Consider the following 19,137-nt stretch of genomic DNA (forward strand, 5'->3'; position numbering starts at 1 on the left):
AATAGCGGTCCGCGAAGAGACCGGCGGGACGGGAGATAGAGACGGACGATGGCGCTCGACTGGGACAAGCTGCGCATCTTTCATGCGGCAGCCGAGGCGGGCTCCTTCACCCACGCCGCCAACGCCCTCAACCTTTCGCAATCGGCGATCTCGCGCCAGGTCGCAGCGCTGGAGCAGGAGATCGGCACCCCGCTCTTCCACCGCCATGCGCGCGGCCTGGTCCTGTCCGAGGCGGGGGAACTCCTCTACCAGACCGCGACCGACGTTCTCAAACGGCTCGAGACGGTGCGCATGCAGCTCACCGACACGCGCGAGAAGCCGCAGGGGCGGCTGCGCGTCACCACCACGGTCGGCCTCGGCTCCGGCTGGCTGACGCAGCGGGCGCAGGAGTTCCTCGAGCTCTATCCCGAACTCGAACTGCAGCTCGTCTTCGACAACGAGGAAATCGACCTCACCATGCGGAAGGCGGACTGCGCCATCCGCCTGCGCCAGCCCCAGCAGCCGGACCTCATCCAGCGCCGGCTCTTCACCGTGCACCTCCACGTCTACGCGGCCCCGTCCTATCTCCAGCGCTACGGACGCCCGGAGACGATCGAGGATCTCGACCGCCACCGCATCATCACCTTCGGCGAGCCGGCGCCCGATTATCTGCGCAACCTCAACACGCTGGAGACGGTCGGCCTGCCGGACGGGCAGACGCGCCGCCCCATTCTCCAGATCAACAACCTGATGGCGATGAAATCGGCGATCGAGCGCGGGATCGGCCTCGCGCTTTTGCCGGACTACATGATCGACAAGGAGTCCAAGCTCGTGCAGGTCCTGCCCGAGATGGAGATGCCGGCCTTCAACACCTATCTCTGCTACCCGGAGCAGCTTCGCGACGCCGCCAAGCTCAAGGTCTTCCGTGACTTCCTGATCTCCAAGGCCCGCACCTGGGCCTTCTGAAGCCAGCCACGAAAGTCTGCGAGCCATGCAGATCGGCATGGCTGCCCTTCGCAAAGTGCGCTGGCTGAACGGAAGCGTTCCGCTATGCTTGCCGTGTTCGGGCGCGGATTTCCTCCCATATCCGCCTCGAGCGTTTCCTCCCGAGGGTTTCGACCCTTCCTGCCGGGCCTTTGGGTCCGGCTTTTTTTTCGCTGTCGAAAAGGCTCGGCCGAAACTCTCGCCGCGCCTTCGGCATATTCCGCGAGCTTGTACGCACGGGACGGGCTAATCTCCCCCGCAGCTTCCCCGCGTCACCGCGCGCGAGCGGCTCCCCGAGCCGCCTCTTCCAAGGACGTTTCATTCCGTGCCCTTCCCCGCCCTGCCCGCCCCGCTCACCGACGCCCTTTCCGAGCGAGGCTATGGGGAACCGACCCCCGTCCAGGCCGCCGTCACCGAGGAGCGGACCGCCGGGCGCGACCTTCTCGTCTCCGCGCAGACTGGCTCCGGCAAGACCGTTGCCTACGGCCTCGCGATCGCCGGCGAACTCATGGACGCTGGCGGCTCGCTCGGCCCCGCAAGCGAGCCGGTCGCCCTCGTCGTCGCGCCCACGCGCGAGCTCGCCCTGCAGGTCCGTCACGAGCTCGACTGGCTCTACGGCAAGGCCGGCGCGCAGATCGTCACCTGCGTCGGCGGCATGGATCCGCGCGCCGAGCAGCGCCAGCTTCAGCGCGGCGCGCACATCGTCGTCGGCACGCCCGGCCGCCTGCGCGACCATCTGGAGCGCGGCCGCCTTCTGATCGGCGCGCTGAAGGCGCTCGTCCTCGACGAGGCGGACGAGATGCTCAATCTCGGCTTCCGCGAGGACCTGGAGTTCATCCTCGAGGCGACGCCGGCCGAGCGCCGCACGCTCCTCTTCTCTGCGACGCTGCCCAAGCCCATCGTCTCGATGACGAAGCGCTATCAGCGCGACGCGCTGCGCATCGAGGTCGCGGGCACCGGGCGCAGCCACGCCGATATCGACTACCGCGCCGTGCGCATAGCGCCCAATGAGATGGAGCACGCGGTCGTCAACGTCCTGCGCTACCACGACGCGCCGGGCGCCATCGTCTTCTGCAACACGCGAGAGACGGTGCGCCACCTGCATTCCAGCCTGCTCGAGCGCGGCTTCTCAGCCGTCGCCCTTTCGGGCGAACTCGGCCAGAACGAGCGCAACAGCGCCCTCCAGTCGCTGCGCGACGGCCGCGCTCGCGTTTGCGTGGCGACCGACGTCGCCGCGCGGGGCATCGACCTGCCGGGCCTCGGCCTCGTCATCCACGCCGAACTGCCGAACGACGCCGAGACGCTGCAGCACCGCTCGGGCCGCACCGGCCGCGCAGGGCGAAAGGGCGTGTCCGTCCTTCTCGTGCCGATCTCGCGCCGCCGTAAGGCCGAGCGCCTTCTCTCGGAGGCCAAGATCCGCCCGGAATGGGAAGGCGCGCCGACCGCCGACGTGATCCGCGCGCGCGACGAAGAGCGGCTTCTGGCCGATCCCGTCCTCTTTGCAGAACCGAGCGAGGAAGATCTGGCGACGGGCCGCGCGCTCCTGTCCGGCCGCAGCGCCGAGGAGATCGCCAGCGCCTTCGCCCGGCTCTACCGCTCGCGCCTGCCGGCGCCTGAAGACGTCTACGATCCGGGCTTCGGAGCCGATCCGCGCGGCGTGGACCACGGGCCGCAGGAGAAGGGTGCGCGCAAGGAGCGCGGCCCCGGCGGGCCGACCGTCTGGTTCAAACTCGACATCGGGCGGCGCAACGAGGCCGATCCGAAATGGCTGCTGCCGCTTCTGTGCCGGCGCGGCCGCGTCACCAAGCAGGAGATCGGCGCGATTAAGATCTACGATCGCGAAACGAAGTTCGAGGTCGCCGAGGCAGCGGCCAAGAAGTTCCTGGCCGCCGCCGAAGGCATGGACGACGACATCACCATTTCGCTGGCCGACGGCGCGCCCTCCGGTGACGGGGCCGGCAAGCCGCGCGGCCGCCCGGCCAACCGCAGCCGCCCGCCATTCGGAGCGGCACGCCCGCCCGCCGAGGGCAAGCCGCGCGGACCGTTCCACAAGAACCACAGCGGTGGCGGGCGCGACGGCGGCAAGCCGCGTCGCCCCAAGCGCAAGGCGTAATACGAAAAGGCCCGGCCGCCTGCGCGACCGGGCCTTTCTCTTGTCAGCGATTGATCGTCAGCGACGCAGGCTGGCGCAGAAGCGCTGGATTCGCCCGCAGGCATCCTCCAGCTTCTCGTCGGACTCCGCATAGGAGAGACGGAAGTTCGGGCCAAGGCCGAAGGCCGAGCCGTGAACCACCGCGACGCCCTCGGCATCGAGAAGCTCGGTGACGAAGTCCGCGTCGGTCTCGATCGTCTTGCCCGCTTCCGTCTTCGTGCCAATGAGCGCCTGCACCGAGGGGTAGACGTAGAATGCGCCCTGCGGCGTCGGGCACTTCAGGCCGTTCGCCTGGTTCAGCATCGAGACGACGAGATCGCGGCGCTTCTCGAAGGCGACGCGGCTCTGCGGGATGAAGTCCTGAGGCCCGTTCAGCGCCTCGAGCGCGGCCCACTGCGCGATCGAGCAGGCGCCCGAGGTCTGCTGGCCCTGGATCATGTCCATCGCCTTGATGAGGTTCAGCGGCCCGCCGGCATAGCCGATGCGCCAGCCGGTCATCGCGTAGGCCTTGGAGACGCCGTTCATCGTCAGCGTGCGCTCGTAGAGCGCCGGCTCCACCTGGGCGGGGGTGGCGAAGGTGAAGTCGCCGTAGACGAGATGCTCGTACATGTCGTCCGTCAGCACCCACACATGCGGGTGGCGCATCAGCACGTCCGTCAGAGCCTTCAGTTCGGCGTGGCTGTAGGCCGCGCCCGACGGGTTGGACGGCGAGTTGAAGAGGAACCACTTGGTCTTCGGCGTGATCGCCTTCTCCAGCGCCTCGGGCGTCAGCTTGAAGTCGTTCTCCAGCGTCGCCTCGACATAGACGGTCGTGCCGCCGCACAGCGCCACCATCTCCGGATAGCTCACCCAGTAGGGCGCCGGCACGATCACCTCGTCGCCGGGGTTCAGCGTCGCCATGAAGGCATTGAACAGAATCTGCTTGCCGCCGGTGCCGACGATGGTCTGCGCCGGCGTGTAGTCGAGGCCGTTCTCACGCTTGAACTTCTTGGAGATCGCTTCGCGAAGCTGCGGGATACCGGCCACAGGCGTGTACTTGGTCTCGCCGCGGTTGATGGCGTCGATCGCGGCCGCCTTGATGTTGTCCGGGGTGTCGAAGTCCGGCTCGCCGGCACCGAGGGAAATCACGTCGCGTCCCTGCGCCTTCAGGTCGCGCGCCTTCTGCGAGACGGCGATGGTGGCGGACGGCTTGACGCGGTCTAGGGCGGCGGCGAGGAAGGCCATGGGACGATGCGACTCCGGTCGTGTGACGAAGCCTTCGCGGGCGCGCCCCGCCAAGGCGCGCGGACCCTAATGCATTGCCGCATGACTTGAAAGCGTCATGCCCGCCTTTCAGCCATGACGAAAAAAACCCCGCAGCGAACTGCGGGGCTTCAGGGTGTCTTCCGCAGACGCGGACGAGGACGATGCCGTTACTCGGCAGCTTCGTCAGCGCTCTCCGAACCGGAGTTCTCCGCGGCCGGCGAGGTCGGAATGCCCGGCTCCTCGGTGTTGCTCGAGCTGCCGGCCGGCGGCGCGATCGGGGCCGCGCCCTGGGATGCCGTTTCGGGCGTGGTGTTGCCGGCGGCGGTCGGATCAGCGGAGTTCTGACCGGCATTGTCCTGCGTGGGGCTCGTCGGGATCGCGTTGGTTTCGGTCTCCATCGTGCCCATCGAGCCGGTCGACGTGCCAGTACCGGTCGTCGAGTTACCCGCAGCCGACGGATCGGCCGACTGCTGACCCGAGTTCTCGGTCGCCGGCGATGTGGCAACCTGCGCGAGTGCCGAACCGGTGAGGACGGCGGTCGCCGCGACGGCGGAGAGGATGGTCTTCTTCATCGTGTGAATTCCTTGTTATTGTCTCGCGGTCCGCGAGGTTCGGGGAGCCGCTGTTTCCTGCCCCTTGCGTTGTCGGCAAGAACAATGCGGCCGCCCCATCATGGTTCCAGCGCAGCTAAGCTTCCTGCCGCCCTATGGCTCTCTTCAGTCGTGGCCAACCAGCAGCGTGTCGAGGTCAACACCCTCTGCCTCTTCCAGCATCTCGCGCGTCAAGGTCGGCGCCATCACGCGCACGTCGTCACCCTCGGTCACGATCTCGACCGCATTCCAGTCAACGAGGACGTCCTTCTCGCCGATGCCGAGGAAGCCACCGACCTCGATCACGATGGCCGCTACGGTGCCATCGGCGGCCAGCACGATATCCTCGACCTCGCCGATCTCCTCATTGTTGGCGCCGTAGACGTCCTCGCCGTCGAGGTCCTCGGCAAGGAAATGCGCGGGCGCGGCGCCGGCCTGGACTTCAGGCAGCGTCACGATCGGCGAGCCGCCCTCCACGCCCAGGGTCTCTGGCGCCGTTGCGCCGTCGGCCGTGGAGCCGGTCACCGGCTGGGTCGTCTCGCCGGCGGGCGCGGTGGTCTGGGCAAGGGCCGTGCCGCCGAGAAGGACAGCGAAACCGGCCGCGAGGGCAAAGGTCTTCATTGGCGATACTCTCTCTCTTGTCGAATGCCGCGTTCGTCTTTCGAACGAACGCCTTGGACCGTCACAATCGCCAGCACGCGCATTCGTTCCCCGCTGCTTTCAAGCGTCATCGAACTCATGCTAACGCCGGAACCCGAAAGCCGCGGACCCACGCGGCGCCCACCGACAGGAGACGCGTCCGTGAGCGAGGCCGTAGACGAACTGCCACAGGGAACATTGACGATGCGCGTGCCGGCCATGCCGGCAGACGCCAACGCGGCGGGCGACATCTTCGGCGGTTGGGTGATGTCGCAGATGGATCTGGCGGCGGGCATTCGTGGAGCGGAGCGCGCGCACGGGCGCGTCGTGACGATGGCCGTCCAGACCCTCGTCTTTCGCCGGCCCGTGAAGGTAGGTGACACGCTCTCGATCTACACGAACGTCGAGAGGATCGGGCGCAGTTCGATCACCCTATCGGTCGAGGCGTGGGCCCAGCGTTACCTCACCCGCGACGTGGAGAAGGTCACCGAAGCGAGCTTCGTCATGGTCGCACTTGACCGGGACGGCCGGCCCGTGGCCGTGCCGCCGGAGGCTCCGGAGACGCCGGCCGTGAGAGCCGACGCCGCCGGCTGATCGCAGCCGGCCTCAGAGGTTCGACGGCGCGTCGTTTGGCACTTCGGCCGGAGGCGGCGGGGGCGTATCGCCCGCGCCCGGAGCAGGTATCCCGATACGGCCGCGCGGCCCGGCCGGTGGCATCTCGCTCATCCGGTCGAAGAGCGGCTGTGCCGCCTCAAGGCATGTCACGATATCGGTGTCGCCGCACTGAAGCTGCATCGACCGCCCGCCCCCGAGGCGGATCGCGACGCTCGGCGCGTCGAGCCCGGCTTTGCCACGAGGGCCGGGGCCACCACGCCCGCCATACGGGCCACGCATCCCATGCGGGCCGCCGCGGCCGTGCTCCCAGCGCGGACCATCTTCGCGCTCCCGGCGTTCTCGGTTGCCCTCGCCCCGCCCAGGCGGCGGGCTGGCACGTTCGACGTTCTCGGCGGGTGCCGCGGCCTGTGGCTGCTGCTGCGCGGCAGCAAGTGGCATCGTCACGGCGAGCGCGACGGTGGCCATCGTCCAGTGTCTGATCATCACGGGTCTTGTCCGTTGCGGTTTCGAAGTGAGCCCTCGGGCTCCTTCGCCAAACGCGCCGGACAGACCTTCGTTGCCGCCCGCAAGGGCTAGACGGCCAGCCAAACTACTTGCAGACCGGCCGCATCCGCGACTTCACGTCGAAGTGGAAATGGTCGTCATGGGCCTTGTTGTAGCCCGGACCGAGCACCGTGCCGAAATACTTGCAGCCCGCCACGCGCACCTTCTGCTGGAACGAGCGCTCGCGCGGCGAGAACATGCCCTTCGGCTCGACCAGAACCGTGGATCCATCCGAGAAGCGAAAACCTCGAATGTCGAGCGCGTTGCCGAGAGCGTGCTCCGAGATCGTGCGCGAGCCGGCGATGCGCGAGCAGCGATAGGAGGATGCGTTGATAATGGCCGTCGGGCGCTTGAACAGTGTCCAGCGCGCAGCCGAGCGCACTTCGTCGTCGAGCCAGCGCGCGGTCTGCAGCGCCGTCTGGCATGAGAGAGTCGCCGCCGGCTGCATGGCGATGCCCTTGGCGGCCTGCGTCACGCGGATCGGCGTCTGGATGCCGCAACTCCCTGATCCGTTGATCGTGTTGGCCTCGGTGAACTGCGCGCCGAGCCGTTGCAGCTCGCGCCGGCACATCGCCTCGGTACGCGGCAGCGAGCGATAGCCCGTCGGCGTCTTCTCCTCGAGCGATCCCCGGCCCCAGCGGAACGGGTTCCAGCTCCGGCCCCGCTCGGCCGGCGGCTCGGGGCGCACGGTCTCCAGCGCGGCATAGGACGGGACGGACGGCGGCGTCTCGCGCGCGGCGGGCGCCACCGGAGCGCTCGGCATCGGCACGGAGGACGGCATCGGCGCCGGCACGGCGGCCGCCGGGTCGATATCCGTCAGCCCCTCCCAGGGGTCGAAGCTTTCGTCCGGCAGGGCACCGTGAAAGGAGCCCGGCGTCGCGTCATCGATAACTTGGCCGGGTCCGAGCGGCGGCAGGGCCGCCTGTTGCACGGGCGCCGGCGGCGGCAACATCGAAGGCGCCTGCTGCACGGGGTAGGTGCGACCGTACTCGCCGGGGCCGCGCTCGGCCGGCATCGCGACGTCCGGAGCCACGCCGACATCCTCCTGGATCGGCGGCGGCAGGAATTGCGGCGGAGTCGGCTGCACGCCACGGAAGGACGACTGGTTGACCGTCTCGTAGTCGGAGGAGTGCGGCTGGCTCGGCACGTAGACCGGCGCCTCTCCGGGACGGGGCGGCGGCGGCACGTGCCCGCCCCAGACAAGATTGCCAGCAGGCGCGACCGAGCCGGTCGTGTCCGAAAAATTCTGCGCCAGCGGCTGGCCGGTCAAGGCGCTCGCCGCCGCGAAACCTGCGACGGCGAGCGTGACGATGCGCCATCCTTGATTACGCGATACCATTCAGGACGGCCTTTCATCTCCGCGAAACTCGAGCGGATGAGCATCAGCCTAGGATGGTTTGGTAAGCGAAACCTAAACGCGGGACCGGGTTTTTCTTCGATGCCCGTCGGCCGCCTTCGCGCCGTTCAACTGGCTTTCAGCTTCGCCGTCCTATCTTTTCCTTCGCGGCGAGCCTGATCGCCGAAGGGCGCAGCGCCCGAGGGGAGACGATCCGATGCTGAAGGCCGCAACCATTCGTCTGGCGCTCGCCGCCGCGCTCGCCCTGCCGTTGGCCGGTGCGTCGCACGCGCCCAGTGCGCAGGCGCAGACTCGCTGCGGCGACACGTGGCGCGTCTCGCCGGGCGACACGCTCTCCTCCATCTCGCGCGCCTGCGGCATCCCGTCCGCCGCGATCGAGGCGGCCAACCCCTCGATCGACTGGCGGCGCCTGCAGGTCGGCGCGCGCGTCAACCTCGACACGCGCGGAGCGCGCCCGCCCGCTGGAAACTCCGGCCGCCCGCAGGCTTATGTCGTGCAGCGCGGCGATACGCTCTCCTCCATCGCCCGCTCCTTCGGCGTCTCGCTGCAGGCGCTTCTCGCGGCCAATCCGGGCTTGAGCGAACGCGATCTGCAGGTCGGCCGCACCATCTACTTCTCGGGCTTCGCCGGCCGCCCGAACACGGCGCCTCCCCCGCCCGTCCGCCCGGCACCGACGCGCGTCGACGTGCGCATCGACGATCGCGACAGCTATCCGGGGGGCGGCATCAACCTTCTCGTCGAGGGCCTGCGTCCCGGCGACGCCGTCTCCGCCGAGGCCGGCCCCACCAACGGGCGCGGCGGTACCGAGGCGGAGACCCGCGTCGACCGGCGCGGCTTCGCCAATCTCGCGCTCGACATCTCGCCGCGCGCCCGGCCCGGCGAGCGCTGGAGCTACGAGATCTACGACGGGCGCGGCCGCGTGGTCGCCGACGGCACCTTCCGCGTCGGCGAAGAGCCGCGCCAGCCCGGCCGCCCGGGTGGTCCGGGTCGCCCTGGAAACCCAGAGCGCGTCTCCATCACCGGCGTCATCTCCAACGAGGGCGTCGAGTGCCCGGTGATCCGCGCCGAGAACGGCCGGCTCTATTCGCTGGCCGGCGGCCTTTCCGGCTTCCGGCCGGGCGACCGCGTCACCGTGCTCGGCGAGATCGCGCAGATGTCCACTTGCATGCAGGGCACCACCATCGCGGTGAATTCCATCCGCCCGGCGCGGTGAGACGCCGGCCTCGCCTGCCGCTCGTCGCTGGCGGGGCCCTCTTCACCAGGCTCGTCTTGTTCCCCATATTGCGGCGCATGGCCGACACTCCCCGCAAGTCTCCCCGGCGCTCGCCGATCCTCGATTACTCCGACGCGTCCGAACGCCTGGAGCCCGGCTTCGGCGAGGCGCCGCAGCCGGACCTCGAAGGCACGCCGCTTACGGGGCCCCTCTCGGGCTGGGCCGATGAGATCGCCCAGAACCTGGAGGAGGAGGCCGAGCGCAAGGCCGCCGAGAAGCCGAAGAAGGCGAAAAAGCCCTCCAGCCCCGCCGAGCCGCCGAAGTCCAAAACCACCAAGACCGCGCGCGGCACGTCGATGGGCACGACCTCGGACCCCAAGGCGCGTGCCGCAGCCGGGCTGAACCCCGTCGCCGGCATGGACGTCTCGCTGGAGGATGCGGCTGCGCTGCCCGAAGGCGGCGTCACCGCCACCGTGCAGGCGCTGCAAGACCTCATCACCTCCGGCAACCCGCTGCACAAGAACGGCGAGCTGTGGATCCCCCACCGCCCCGCCCGGCCGGAAAAGAGCGAGGGCGGCCACGCCTTCCGCATCGCCTCCGACTACACGCCGAAGGGCGACCAGCCGACGGCGATCCGCGACCTCGTGTCCGGCATCACCGAGGACAACGACCAGACGCAGGTGCTGCTCGGCGTCACCGGTTCGGGCAAGACCTTCACGGTCGCCAACGTCATCGAGCAGACACAACGCCCGGCGCTGATCCTCGCGCCGAACAAGACGCTGGCGGCCCAGCTCTACGGCGAGTTCAAGAACTTCTTCCCCGACAACGCCGTCGAGTATTTCGTCTCCTACTACGACTACTACCAGCCGGAGGCCTACGTCCCGCGCTCGGATACCTTCATCGAGAAGGAGTCCTCGATCAACGAGCAGATCGACCGGATGCGCCACGCCGCCACCCGCGCCCTCCTGGAGCGCGACGACGTCATCATCGTCGCCTCGGTCTCCTGCATCTACGGCATCGGCTCGGTCGAGACCTACACGGCGATGACCTTCCAGATGTCGATTGGCGACCGGCTGGACCAGCGCCAGCTCCTCGCCGACTTGGTCGCCCAGCAGTACAAGCGCCGCGACATGGACTTCATCCGCGGCTCGTTCCGCGTGCGCGGCGACACGATCGAGATCTTCCCCGCCCACCTTGAAGACCGCGCCTGGCGCATCTCCATGTTCGGCGACGAGATCGAGGCGATCCACGAGTTCGACCCGCTCACCGGCCAGAAGACCGACGACCTCAAGTCGGTGAAAATCTACGCCAACTCGCACTACGTCACGCCGCGCCCGACGCTGCAGCAGGCGGTGAAGTCGATCAGGGCCGAGCTGAAGGCCCGTCTCGTCGAGCTGAACAAGGCGGGGCGCCTGCTCGAGGCGCAGCGACTGGAGCAGCGCGTCACCTTCGACATCGAGATGATCGAGGCGACGGGCTCGTGCAACGGCATCGAGAACTATTCGCGCTACCTCACCGGCCGCTTGCCCGGCCACCCGCCGCCGACGCTCTTCGAATACCTGCCCGACAACGCCCTCGTCTTCATCGACGAGAGCCACGTCACCATCCCGCAGATCGGCGCGATGTACCGGGGCGACTTCCGCCGCAAGGCGACGCTGGCCGAATACGGCTTCCGCCTGCCCTCCTGCATGGACAACCGCCCGCTGCGCTTCGAGGAGTGGAACGCCATGCGCCCGCCCACGGTGGCCGTCTCGGCGACGCCGGGCCCGTGGGAGATGGAGCAGAGCGGCGGCGTCTTCGCGGAGCAGGTCATTCGCCCCACCGGCCTCACCGATCCCCCGGTGGAGATCCGCCCGGCCCGCGCGCAGGTGGACGATCTCGTCGGCGAGATCCGCGAGACCGTCGCCAAGGGCTACCGCGTCCTCGCCACCGTGCTCACCAAGCGCATGGCCGAGGACCTCACCGAATATCTGCACGAGCAGGGCATCCGCGTGCGCTACATGCACTCGGACATCGACACGCTGGAGCGCATCGAGATCATCCGCGATCTGCGCCTCGGCGCGTTCGACTGTCTCGTCGGCATCAACCTGCTGCGCGAGGGCCTCGACATCCCCGAATGCGGGCTCGTCGCTATTCTCGACGCCGACAAGGAAGGCTTCCTGCGCTCCGAGACCTCGCTGATCCAGACCATCGGCCGCGCCGCGCGCAACGTCGACGGCAAGGTGATCCTCTACGCCGACCGCGAGACCGGCTCGATGGAACGCGCCATCGCCGAGACCAACCGGCGCCGCGAGAAGCAGGAGGCCTACAACGCCGAGAACGGCATCACGCCGGAATCGGTGAAGGCGAAGATCGCCGATATCCTCGACAGCTATTACGAGAAGGACCACGTGCGGGTCGATACCGGCGCCACCGCGAAGGAAGGCGCGATGGTCGGCAACAATCTCCAGTCGCATCTCCAGTATCTGGAAAAGGAGATGCGCGAGGCGGCCGCCGATCTCGACTTCGAGAAGGCCGCGCGGCTGCGTGACGAGATCAAGCGGCTGCAGGCGACGGAACTCGCCGTCTCGGAGGACCCGCTGGCGCGCGAGTACGACATCGACGCCGAGGGCGGCTCGGCCAACAAGCGCACCGGCAAGGGCCGCAAGCCCGCGCCCAATCCGCGCTTCGGCCCGCGCGGCGAGCCGTTGAAGCCGCGCGGCCCGGATGCCAACCGCGACAACAGCTACTTCGCCAAGCCGTCCATCGATGACATGGGGCCCGGCACCGACACCGCGACGCCCAACCGCTCAGGCTTCCGCAAGCCGGAACTGGATGAAATGGGCGGCGACGGTGTCACGCCGAACCGGCCTTCGATGTTCCGCAAGAACTCGCTCGACGAGATGACTGTCGGCCGCACGGAGAAGCCGAAGGGCGGCCCGGCGCCGCAGCGTCCCGTGCACTCTCCTGCTAAGGGAGCGCCTTCGAGCGAGGACGACGCTCGCCCCATCCGCCGCGAGCGCATCGGCGTCGGCTCCTACGAGGACCCCTCCGACGAAAAGCGCCGTAAGCGCCGGCCCGGCAAGACGGGGCGGCCGGGGCGGTAAAGCGCAGCTTGGGGTAGGAAGCTTCCGGTCAGCTTTCGGAGCAGAACGGCGATAAGCTGCTATTCGCGATCACTAAAGCTTTCCCGGAAACGATGGCGTTCGCGAACGCCGCGCGCAGCCTCCAGTCCAGTCGGTAACTAACCTTCGGCGGCCAACGTCGACAGACGTTCACGCAGCCAGCGTTGTGCCGGATGGTAAGTGGCCCGGTCGTGCCAGACACTCGCGACGGTAACGCGAGGGATGGTGAGTGGCGGTTCCAGCACTTGCAGGCGATCCGACCAGCCATCGGCAAGACGCCGAGGAACCAGCGCAATCATGTCGGACCGCGACACGACCTCCGGCACGATCAGGAACCCCGACGTGGACAGGGCTACGGTGCGGCGGCGGCCGACGGCCTCTAGTGCCGCATCGGTGGGTCCCGAGAACCCGCCGCCTTGGAGAGACACCACAACGTGCTCCAAAGTACAGAACACGTCTAGGCTGACATGTCCTTGTACGGCAGGGTGTCCCTGCCGGGCGATCACCGTGTAACCCTCACAATAGAGCTGACGCTGGCGCATGGCCGCCGGTGCATGGTCGGGAGTTGCCAAGGCTAGATCGACCTCGCCGCGCTCCAGCTGTGCGGCGAGCGCCAGCACGTCAAGGGCACGCCAGGCGATGCGGACCATGGGCGCCTCGGTCCTAAGCGCGACCGAGAACCGGGTGAGAAGCGCATACTGCTGGTAGTCGCTAGCGGCGATCACCAGCGTCGCCTGCATGGTCGCCGGGTCGAATGGTGCTCCATCTGCCACAACCCTGCGGACGCCCTCCAGCGCTTCGTGCAATGGCTGCTGAAGCTCGACTGCGCGCTGGGTCAGGACCATCCCGCGCTGTGCCGGAATGAGGAGGGGATCGCCGAAGGCGTCGCGAAGCCGCGCCAACCGGGCCGACAAGGCAGGCTGGCTTAGGTTCAGGCGCCGGGCGGCACGCGTGACGTTCCCTTCCGCCAGAAGGGCTTCGAGCGTGACGAGCAGGCCGAGATCGAGATTGGTATCCATCTGTTCGATAACAGCAGGCAGAAGGTTTTATTTCAATACCACAACCTGAAGCGCGATATGCCGAGCGGGCCCCAAATCCCGGAGACTCCATAGACAGCACGGATAGCAGATTAACCCGACACCCTCTCCGTCGAACCGCATCCCAGCTTGAGCGGAAAACATCATGATTTCACCCTACACGATCAACATCCCTGACGAACGGCTCGCCACGATCAGAGCGAAGATCGAGGCTTATGACTGGAGCCAGCTGCCGGATGCGGGGGGCTGGTCAGCGGGGGTCGGGGTTGATGACCTCAAGCGGCTCGCCGCGTATTGGCAGGACAGCTACGACTGGCGTGCGGTCGAACGGCGCCTCAACGCACTCCCCAACTTTACGATCGATGTGGAAGGCGAGCACCTCCACTTCGTTCATGTGAAAGGCGACGGCTCCAGGCCGCCCGTCCTGCTTCTCCACGGCTGGCCGGGCTCGTATCTCGAGTTCGAGCGGCTATTGGAGCCGCTCGCAGCAGACGGGCACGATGTTGTCGTCCCCTCGCTTCCTGGCTTCGCGTTCTCCAACCCGATCACGCGCCCGATCGGCCCGCGGCGGGCCGCTGCGCTCGTGCACGGGCTGATGAGCCAACTGTTCGGCGGCGCGCGGTATTTCATTCAAGGGGGCGATTGGGGCCACGCCCTCGCGGTCTGGGCAGCACACGATCGACCGGACGCTCTGCTCGGCATCCATATCAATATGATGACCGTGCGTGCGGAGGATGCCGCTCCGACGACCGACGAGGAGAAGTCCTTCGCCGCCGAGCGGGCTGCGATTGCCGATCAGGAGAGCGCCTACTTTCACGAGCAGGCGACCCGTCCGCAGACGCTCGGCGTCGCGATGACCGACAGCCCGGTCGGAGCGGCGGGCTGGATACTCGAAAAGTTCGGAAAATGGGCCGATCTCCCGACAACCGCCGATGGCGCCCCCGACATCTGGAGCAAGTTTTCCGAGGAGGACCTCCTCACCAACATCATGCTCTACATCGCGCCGGCATCGTTCGTGACTGCAACGTGGATCTACTATGGCAGCCGGCTTGAGAAGTCGCGGATGCTTCCGCCTGGCACCCGCATCCAGGTGCCGACCGGCTTTGCGGCCTTCCCCGATCCGGTGTTCTTGCCGCCGCCGCGCTCGTTCGCGGAGAAGACCTACAACATCGTGCATTGGACCGACATGCCGCGGGGCGGGCATTTCGCCGCGCTGGAGGAGCCGGAACTGATGCTGGCCGACCTGCGCGCCTTTATCGCGACGGTGTCGGGAGCGCGCTCCTGAAGGCGGAGTTCTCCCTTTCCAAAGCGCGGCGCGTGGGCGCTGGCGGCGCAGGGCTTCAATGCCCTGCGTCGTCACGACCGCATCAGCGCAGGCCAGTTGTGAAGGGCGATCGACAAGCTTGGCCTGCTCCAGATCGACAGCGTCGAGACCCGCCACCTAACCCGTAACGCCATCTATGTGCCGCAAGGGCGGGCCTTAGCGCATGTGTCGACCATCACCGGAGCCCCCTAACGCACTTTACGGCCGCAACAATGTGATCCTAGTCGCGCAGGCCGCGCGTTCGAATGACCGCTTTCGGGGAGGCGCTTGGGCTTCGGACCGGCAATAATGGTCGGAAGCGGTCAATCACTTATCCCCGCCCTCCCCGCCTCCACCATACTTCCCTGACCACCAGCCCTGACGGGCGCGAATGATCACCGGGATCGTTCGGGGCTGGCGGGCGGGTCCGGTCGTAGGGCGGCGCACGGTCGGGCGGGACGAGTCGATGCCGGCGCCGAGAGAAAAGGCGGCGCCGGGAGCCACCCGAGGAACCCCCGTAGCCTGTTTGGGCCGGACCAATTTCGGGGCACGCCCTTGAGGCCGGACAAGCCATCCGGTCGAAGGCATCGGCAGCCGCCGCGTGGCAGCGGACGGTCAAGACCCGCAGCACCCGTGTGGAGCGCCGGAGGCGAGCCGCATCACACACTACCCATCGGAGGCGAGCCTCCGGTGCTCCACCCGCTCGTTCCCGACGGAACGGGTTCAGGGGCCCCTCACCGACGAGCCGAAGGGCGAGGAGGTTAAAGAGGGGACAGACATTCTCATCCACCCGGCCGCGAGCGCGGCGCGGGAACGCGAAGTCGCGTCAGGAGGCGACAGCCGCATCGTTTCGATCGACAGCATCGCCATCCTCGACGCTTTGCCGAAGCGCGTCATCCTCGGGCTCGACACGAGGATCGCCCTCAACCGTCACCACATCGGCGGTGGTCCGGAAGCTTCACCCTATCCTCGGGTCGAGCCCGAGGAAGCAGCCCGAGGTTATGGAGGAGCCACTCTGAAGTGACGGAGGACAGCAACGGGAGCGGGCGGGAGGCCCGGAAGCGCCAAGCCCTGCAACGAAAAAGCCCCGCCGGAGCGGGGCTTCATCATGCGGCGCGATGGATCGCCTACCAGCCGCGGCCGTTGTGCGTGCGGCGCCCCTTCGTTCCGCAAGATCGCGACGGTTCAGTTGGCCGGGGCCGTGCCCGGCACCCCCGGCGTCGTCTCGATCGGGATGCCCGTGCCGGGGGCGGTCGTGCCGGTGCCGGGCACGCCGCCGCCGACATTGCCGGCGGTGCCCGTCGTGTCGGGCGCCATTGTCCCGACCGCGCCGACGCCGTTCTGCAGGCCGCCCGGCCCCGCCGGCGCGTTCTCCTCTGTCATCGTCGTGGTGCCGACGCCGACGCCCGGCAGTGCACCCGCGCCGAGGACCGAGCCGACATCGGCCTCGCTGCCAGGCGCGGGTTCGATCGTGGGCTCGCTGGCTGGCGCGGGCGTCGGGGTCGGCGCAGGAGCCCCGCTCGTCTGCGCGAAGGCGGGTGCGGTCAGGAGCGCGAGCGCGGCACCGGCGGCAAGGAGGGTCTTGTTCGTCATCGGATCGATCCCTGTCGTTTGGCGGCAACAGAAGCGATGGTAACGGCTGCCGCGGGCAAATGAAGTCGAAGGGGCCAACGGTGTCGGTGCGCTCGCGTTCCCTGACATCTGCGGCATCCAAGAGTGGCGCATAGAAGGCGAAAAGGCGGTGCGGGGAAGGTTGCCAGAAACGTCAAAGAGGATCGGCCTTAGCGAATTGTGAAGATGAGGCACGAAACTTTCGCTTGCAAAGTCAATTGACGGCTTGCAAGAAAGTAGGGTTCGGGCAATTTCGCGAACACGAGTGATGGACGAATTGCGTATCGGGGGCGCATCCCTCGGGCGACCGTGAAAGCGGTTGCGATGTGTCGGTTCCTTTTCCTCGCATCAAGACTTGCCTGCCACCGCCCCTTGGGGCGTCATGTACAGCCAAAGGAAAAGGGTCCCCAATGGCACAGACGGGTACGGTTAAATTCTTCAACACCGAGAAGGGCTTCGGCTTCATCAAGCCGGACAATGGCGGCGCCGACATCTTCGTCCACATCTCGGCCGTGCAGGCTTCCGGTCTCACAGGCCTCGCCGAGAACCAGAAGGTCTCCTACGACACCGAGCCGGACAAGCGCGGCAAGGGTCCGAAGGCCGTCAACCTCCAGGCCGAAGACTGAGCGACACGAGGGCCGCTGGCGGCCTCAACGCTTGCACGGCCCGTAAGGCGCCGCCGCGAGGCGGCGGGATCGCAGCGCTGGACAGCACGCTTCCTGTGGGCGTCCGGTCGACGCATTGCCGATGAACGACCGGGCGACGCCGCAAGCGCGCTCGGATGAAGCTCGACCCTGCGCCCGGTCTGCCGGTCGCGCCTCGCCCGCTGCCGGGATCCGCGGCGGGCGTATGGCTCCGCCGGTGCTGGGTGCGTGCGCCCCTCCTCGCAGCACGTCGCAACGCGCGCGAAGCCAGCGCCTTCGTCATGCGCCGCGAAACCTCATCGCGCGCCAAGTGAGCCGATCGCGCCCCGTCTCCTAGTCTAGAACGGCTCGCAAACGCGCGCGGCGGCGACAACCCCTATAAGTTCGATCCGGCCGGACGCTCTCTCACGCGCCCTTTCGCCGTCGGCGCAATACGACATCCCGCCGCCATCCCCCGGATCCATGAGCGCCGTTAACCGCGTTGGCGCAAATGCGCGCCGGACGATCGCGCACGTCTTCCCTCGCGGCGGCGCGGCACATATCCCTTAACGTTGTCTTAACGCCGCGCGCCGATAGCGCGGCGCCGGCGGGCCGCCGCAAACGGCCACGCCGGCGCGAAGGAAGGAAAACCGGCATGCCGTTCGCATTTCGCCGCATCGCCCTGTCCGGCCTTCTCGTCGCCGCGGGCCTCGCCGTCACGCTCTTTCCCGCCGCCTCGCAGGGCCTCATCGAGTTCGGATCGCCCGCCGGGGAAGACACCCTTCTCGGCGGGAACGCGTCCTACGGACCTCCATCCGTCTCGAGCAGCGAATGGGGCCGGGCCGGCCATCGCAGCTTTCGGCGTGATCGCGACGGCCGCGAGGACTACCGCTACCATGTGCCCGGCCGCGTCTGGAACGAATACCGGCCGATCAGCCGCTCGATGATCCATGCGAGCCGCGTCCGCGAGCCCGCGTTCTACCGGGGCACCGGCATCTTCGCGAATGCCGTCGGCGGCAGCGTCGTCGTCTACGGTGCCGCGTCCGCTCCCATCTTCGTGACACGCGATGCGCCGGGCCCGAAGATCATCGACGTCGAGGCCGAACGCCTCGATCGCCAGCCGATCGGCGCGAGTGGTGTCAGTGTGGAGCAGCGCGGCACGACGAAGATCATCCGCCTCGCCTCGGGTTATGGCGATATGGCGATGCCTAACGGCCGGAGCCATGCCGAGCGTGCGCTGACCGAGGCTGGCCCGGTCTTCTATCCGGACCCGGATGCGGAACCCGCTGCTGCGCCGGGGGCGGCGCGTGAGCACGCTGCGGTGCCCGCCGCCTCGGGCGAAGAGTTCGAGCCCTGGACCGACGCCTGGATGCAGCATTGCGTCGAGCGCTACGAAACCTTCGACGCCTCTCTCGGCACCTTCACCGACGACACCGGCCGCCGGCATTTCTGCATCGCTGGCACCCAGTAGTCAGACGAGGAAGGGGTTCGTCAGGCGCTCCTGACCGAGCCGCCCGCCGGGGCCGTGCCCACAGATGAAGCCGACATCGTCGCCGAGCGGCAGGATCTTCTCCTTGATGGTGGCGATCAACGTCGGGTGGCTGCCGCCCGGCAGGTCGGTGCGCCCGATCGAGCCGGAGAAGAGGACGTCGCCGGCGTGCAGGAAACGGGCGTCGCGGTTGAAGAAGACGACATGGCCAGGTGAGTGGCCGGGTGCGTGGATCACCTCGAACCGGTGAGCGCCGAGCGTCAGAGCGTCTCCGTCTTCGAGCCAGCGATCGGGCTCGCAGTTGCGGTATCGGCCGGTCAAGGCAAACATCTTTGCCTGATCCTCCAGGCGGCCGAGGAGCGTGGCATCCTCGCGCTGCGGACCAATGATGTCGACGCCGCCGAGCGCATCCTTCAGTTCCATTGCGCCGCCCGCATGATCGATATGGCCGTGTGTCAGCCAGATCGCCTCGACGGTGAGGCCGAGACGATCGATTGCGGCGCGGATCGCATCGACGTCGCCGCCGGGATCGACGACCACCGCCTTCCTCGTATCCGTGTCGAAGAAGATGCAGCAATTCTGCTGGAAGGGGGTGACGGGCACAATCTCGGCGGAAAGGGGCATGACGCGTCCTACGACTGGAGGGCCCTTGC

The 19,137-nt window shown here is 67.9% G+C and carries 16 protein-coding genes; 8 read left to right on the plus strand and 8 right to left on the minus strand.

The annotated features are described in order from the left end of the window. Nucleotides 1-48: 48 nt before the first annotated feature. Together H1343_RS14125 and H1343_RS14130 are read left to right on the plus strand one after the other, a co-directional pair. The gene (locus H1343_RS14125; RefSeq protein ID WP_185983487.1) at nt 49-945 is read left to right on the plus strand and encodes a LysR family transcriptional regulator; all 897 of its coding nucleotides are present in this window, start codon (nt 49-51) and stop codon (nt 943-945) included. Nucleotides 946-1,288: 343 nt separating this feature from the next. Beyond that, a complete protein-coding gene (locus H1343_RS14130) occupies nt 1,289-3,076 on the plus strand; it encodes a DEAD/DEAH box helicase (protein ID WP_185983488.1) in 1,788 nt (595 codons plus the stop codon). A 57-nt stretch (nt 3,077-3,133) separates the two neighbouring features. Here H1343_RS14130 and H1343_RS14135 read toward each other — a convergent pair whose 3' ends face one another. From H1343_RS14135 to H1343_RS14145, 3 genes are all read right to left on the minus strand, one after another. Next, nucleotides 3,134-4,339, minus strand: a complete 1,206-nt coding sequence (locus H1343_RS14135) for a pyridoxal phosphate-dependent aminotransferase (protein WP_185983489.1) — start codon at nt 4,337-4,339, stop codon at nt 3,134-3,136. Between the two features lie 188 nt (nt 4,340-4,527). Then, nucleotides 4,528-4,932, minus strand: coding sequence for a hypothetical protein (locus H1343_RS14140; protein WP_185983490.1), 405 nt, complete (start codon nt 4,930-4,932; stop codon nt 4,528-4,530). 144 nt (nt 4,933-5,076) lie between these two features. Next, the gene (locus tag H1343_RS14145) at nt 5,077-5,571 is read right to left on the minus strand and encodes a PRC-barrel domain-containing protein (protein WP_185983491.1); all 495 of its coding nucleotides are present in this window, start codon (nt 5,569-5,571) and stop codon (nt 5,077-5,079) included. Between the two features lie 222 nt (nt 5,572-5,793). Between H1343_RS14145 and H1343_RS14150 the strand changes: the two genes are divergently transcribed. Beyond that, the gene (locus H1343_RS14150; protein WP_246333626.1) at nt 5,794-6,183 is read left to right on the plus strand and encodes an acyl-CoA thioesterase; all 390 of its coding nucleotides are present in this window, start codon (nt 5,794-5,796) and stop codon (nt 6,181-6,183) included. Nucleotides 6,184-6,195: 12 nt separating this feature from the next. Here the strand turns inward: H1343_RS14150 and H1343_RS14155 are convergent, their stop codons facing one another. Together H1343_RS14155 and H1343_RS17040 are read right to left on the minus strand one after the other, a co-directional pair. Further along, nucleotides 6,196-6,690, minus strand: coding sequence for a hypothetical protein (locus H1343_RS14155; RefSeq protein WP_185983493.1), 495 nt, complete (start codon nt 6,688-6,690; stop codon nt 6,196-6,198). Nucleotides 6,691-6,793: 103 nt separating this feature from the next. Then, nucleotides 6,794-8,086, minus strand: coding sequence for an extensin-like domain-containing protein (locus tag H1343_RS17040; protein WP_246333102.1), 1,293 nt, complete (start codon nt 8,084-8,086; stop codon nt 6,794-6,796). Nucleotides 8,087-8,300: 214 nt separating this feature from the next. Between H1343_RS17040 and H1343_RS14165 the strand changes: the two genes are divergently transcribed. Together H1343_RS14165 and uvrB are read left to right on the plus strand one after the other, a co-directional pair. Continuing rightward, nucleotides 8,301-9,317 carry a LysM peptidoglycan-binding domain-containing protein gene (locus H1343_RS14165; protein ID WP_185983494.1) on the plus strand — a complete coding sequence of 339 codons (1,017 nt, stop codon included), beginning with the start codon at nt 8,301-8,303 and terminating at the stop codon, nt 9,315-9,317. Nucleotides 9,318-9,394: 77 nt separating this feature from the next. After that, nucleotides 9,395-12,403: an excinuclease ABC subunit UvrB gene (gene uvrB, locus H1343_RS14170; RefSeq protein WP_185983495.1), complete on the plus strand. Its 3,009-nt coding sequence runs from the start codon at nt 9,395-9,397 to the stop codon at nt 12,401-12,403. Nucleotides 12,404-12,540: 137 nt separating this feature from the next. Here the strand turns inward: uvrB and H1343_RS14175 are convergent, their stop codons facing one another. Beyond that, on the minus strand, nt 12,541-13,440 hold the full coding sequence (locus H1343_RS14175) for a LysR family transcriptional regulator (protein ID WP_185983496.1): 900 nt from the start codon (nt 13,438-13,440) through the stop codon (nt 12,541-12,543). 163 nt (nt 13,441-13,603) lie between these two features. On the opposite strand from H1343_RS14175, the gene H1343_RS14180 reads away from it, so the two are divergent. Next, the gene (locus H1343_RS14180; RefSeq protein WP_185983497.1) at nt 13,604-14,743 is read left to right on the plus strand and encodes an epoxide hydrolase family protein; all 1,140 of its coding nucleotides are present in this window, start codon (nt 13,604-13,606) and stop codon (nt 14,741-14,743) included. Between the two features lie 1,203 nt (nt 14,744-15,946). Here H1343_RS14180 and H1343_RS14185 read toward each other — a convergent pair. Next, nucleotides 15,947-16,354 carry a hypothetical protein gene (locus H1343_RS14185; protein ID WP_185983498.1) on the minus strand — a complete coding sequence of 136 codons (408 nt, stop codon included), beginning with the start codon at nt 16,352-16,354 and terminating at the stop codon, nt 15,947-15,949. Nucleotides 16,355-16,782: 428 nt separating this feature from the next. Between H1343_RS14185 and H1343_RS14190 the strand changes: the two genes are divergently transcribed. Next, on the plus strand, nt 16,783-16,998 hold the full coding sequence (locus tag H1343_RS14190; protein WP_185983499.1) for a cold-shock protein: 216 nt from the start codon (nt 16,783-16,785) through the stop codon (nt 16,996-16,998). Nucleotides 16,999-17,650: 652 nt separating this feature from the next. Further along, nucleotides 17,651-18,466: a BA14K family protein gene (locus tag H1343_RS14195; RefSeq protein ID WP_185983500.1), complete on the plus strand. Its 816-nt coding sequence runs from the start codon at nt 17,651-17,653 to the stop codon at nt 18,464-18,466. Here the strand turns inward: H1343_RS14195 and H1343_RS14200 are convergent, their stop codons facing one another. Further along, the gene (locus H1343_RS14200) at nt 18,467-19,108 is read right to left on the minus strand and encodes an MBL fold metallo-hydrolase (RefSeq protein ID WP_185983501.1); all 642 of its coding nucleotides are present in this window, start codon (nt 19,106-19,108) and stop codon (nt 18,467-18,469) included. It lies immediately after the preceding gene. Between the last annotated feature and the right edge of the window lie 29 nt (nt 19,109-19,137).

Source organism: Aureimonas mangrovi, from assembly GCF_014058705.1.
Classification (GTDB): Bacteria; Pseudomonadota; Alphaproteobacteria; order Rhizobiales; family Rhizobiaceae; genus Aureimonas; species Aureimonas mangrovi.

Excerpts from the sequence above, each read along its gene's own strand:
- H1343_RS14145 (WP_185983491.1), bottom strand. The coding sequence starts at position 5,571 with ATGAAGACCTTTGCCCTCGCGGCCGGTTTCGCTGTCCTTCTCGGCGGC.
- H1343_RS14150 (WP_246333626.1), top strand. The coding sequence starts at position 5,794 with ATGCGCGTGCCGGCCATGCCGGCAGACGCCAACGCGGCGGGCGACATC.
- uvrB (WP_185983495.1), top strand. The coding sequence starts at position 9,395 with ATGGCCGACACTCCCCGCAAGTCTCCCCGGCGCTCGCCGATCCTCGAT.
- H1343_RS14200 (WP_185983501.1), bottom strand. The coding sequence starts at position 19,108 with ATGCCCCTTTCCGCCGAGATTGTGCCCGTCACCCCCTTCCAGCAGAAT.
- H1343_RS14135 (WP_185983489.1), bottom strand. The coding sequence starts at position 4,339 with ATGGCCTTCCTCGCCGCCGCCCTAGACCGCGTCAAGCCGTCCGCCACC.
- H1343_RS14190 (WP_185983499.1), top strand. The coding sequence starts at position 16,783 with ATGGCACAGACGGGTACGGTTAAATTCTTCAACACCGAGAAGGGCTTC.
- H1343_RS14140 (WP_185983490.1), bottom strand. The coding sequence starts at position 4,932 with ATGAAGAAGACCATCCTCTCCGCCGTCGCGGCGACCGCCGTCCTCACC.
- H1343_RS14175 (WP_185983496.1), bottom strand. The coding sequence starts at position 13,440 with ATGGATACCAATCTCGATCTCGGCCTGCTCGTCACGCTCGAAGCCCTT.
- H1343_RS14125 (WP_185983487.1), top strand. The coding sequence starts at position 49 with ATGGCGCTCGACTGGGACAAGCTGCGCATCTTTCATGCGGCAGCCGAG.
- H1343_RS14180 (WP_185983497.1), top strand. The coding sequence starts at position 13,604 with ATGATTTCACCCTACACGATCAACATCCCTGACGAACGGCTCGCCACG.
- H1343_RS14185 (WP_185983498.1), bottom strand. The coding sequence starts at position 16,354 with ATGACGAACAAGACCCTCCTTGCCGCCGGTGCCGCGCTCGCGCTCCTG.
- H1343_RS17040 (WP_246333102.1), bottom strand. The coding sequence starts at position 8,086 with ATGGTATCGCGTAATCAAGGATGGCGCATCGTCACGCTCGCCGTCGCA.
- H1343_RS14165 (WP_185983494.1), top strand. The coding sequence starts at position 8,301 with ATGCTGAAGGCCGCAACCATTCGTCTGGCGCTCGCCGCCGCGCTCGCC.
- H1343_RS14195 (WP_185983500.1), top strand. The coding sequence starts at position 17,651 with ATGCCGTTCGCATTTCGCCGCATCGCCCTGTCCGGCCTTCTCGTCGCC.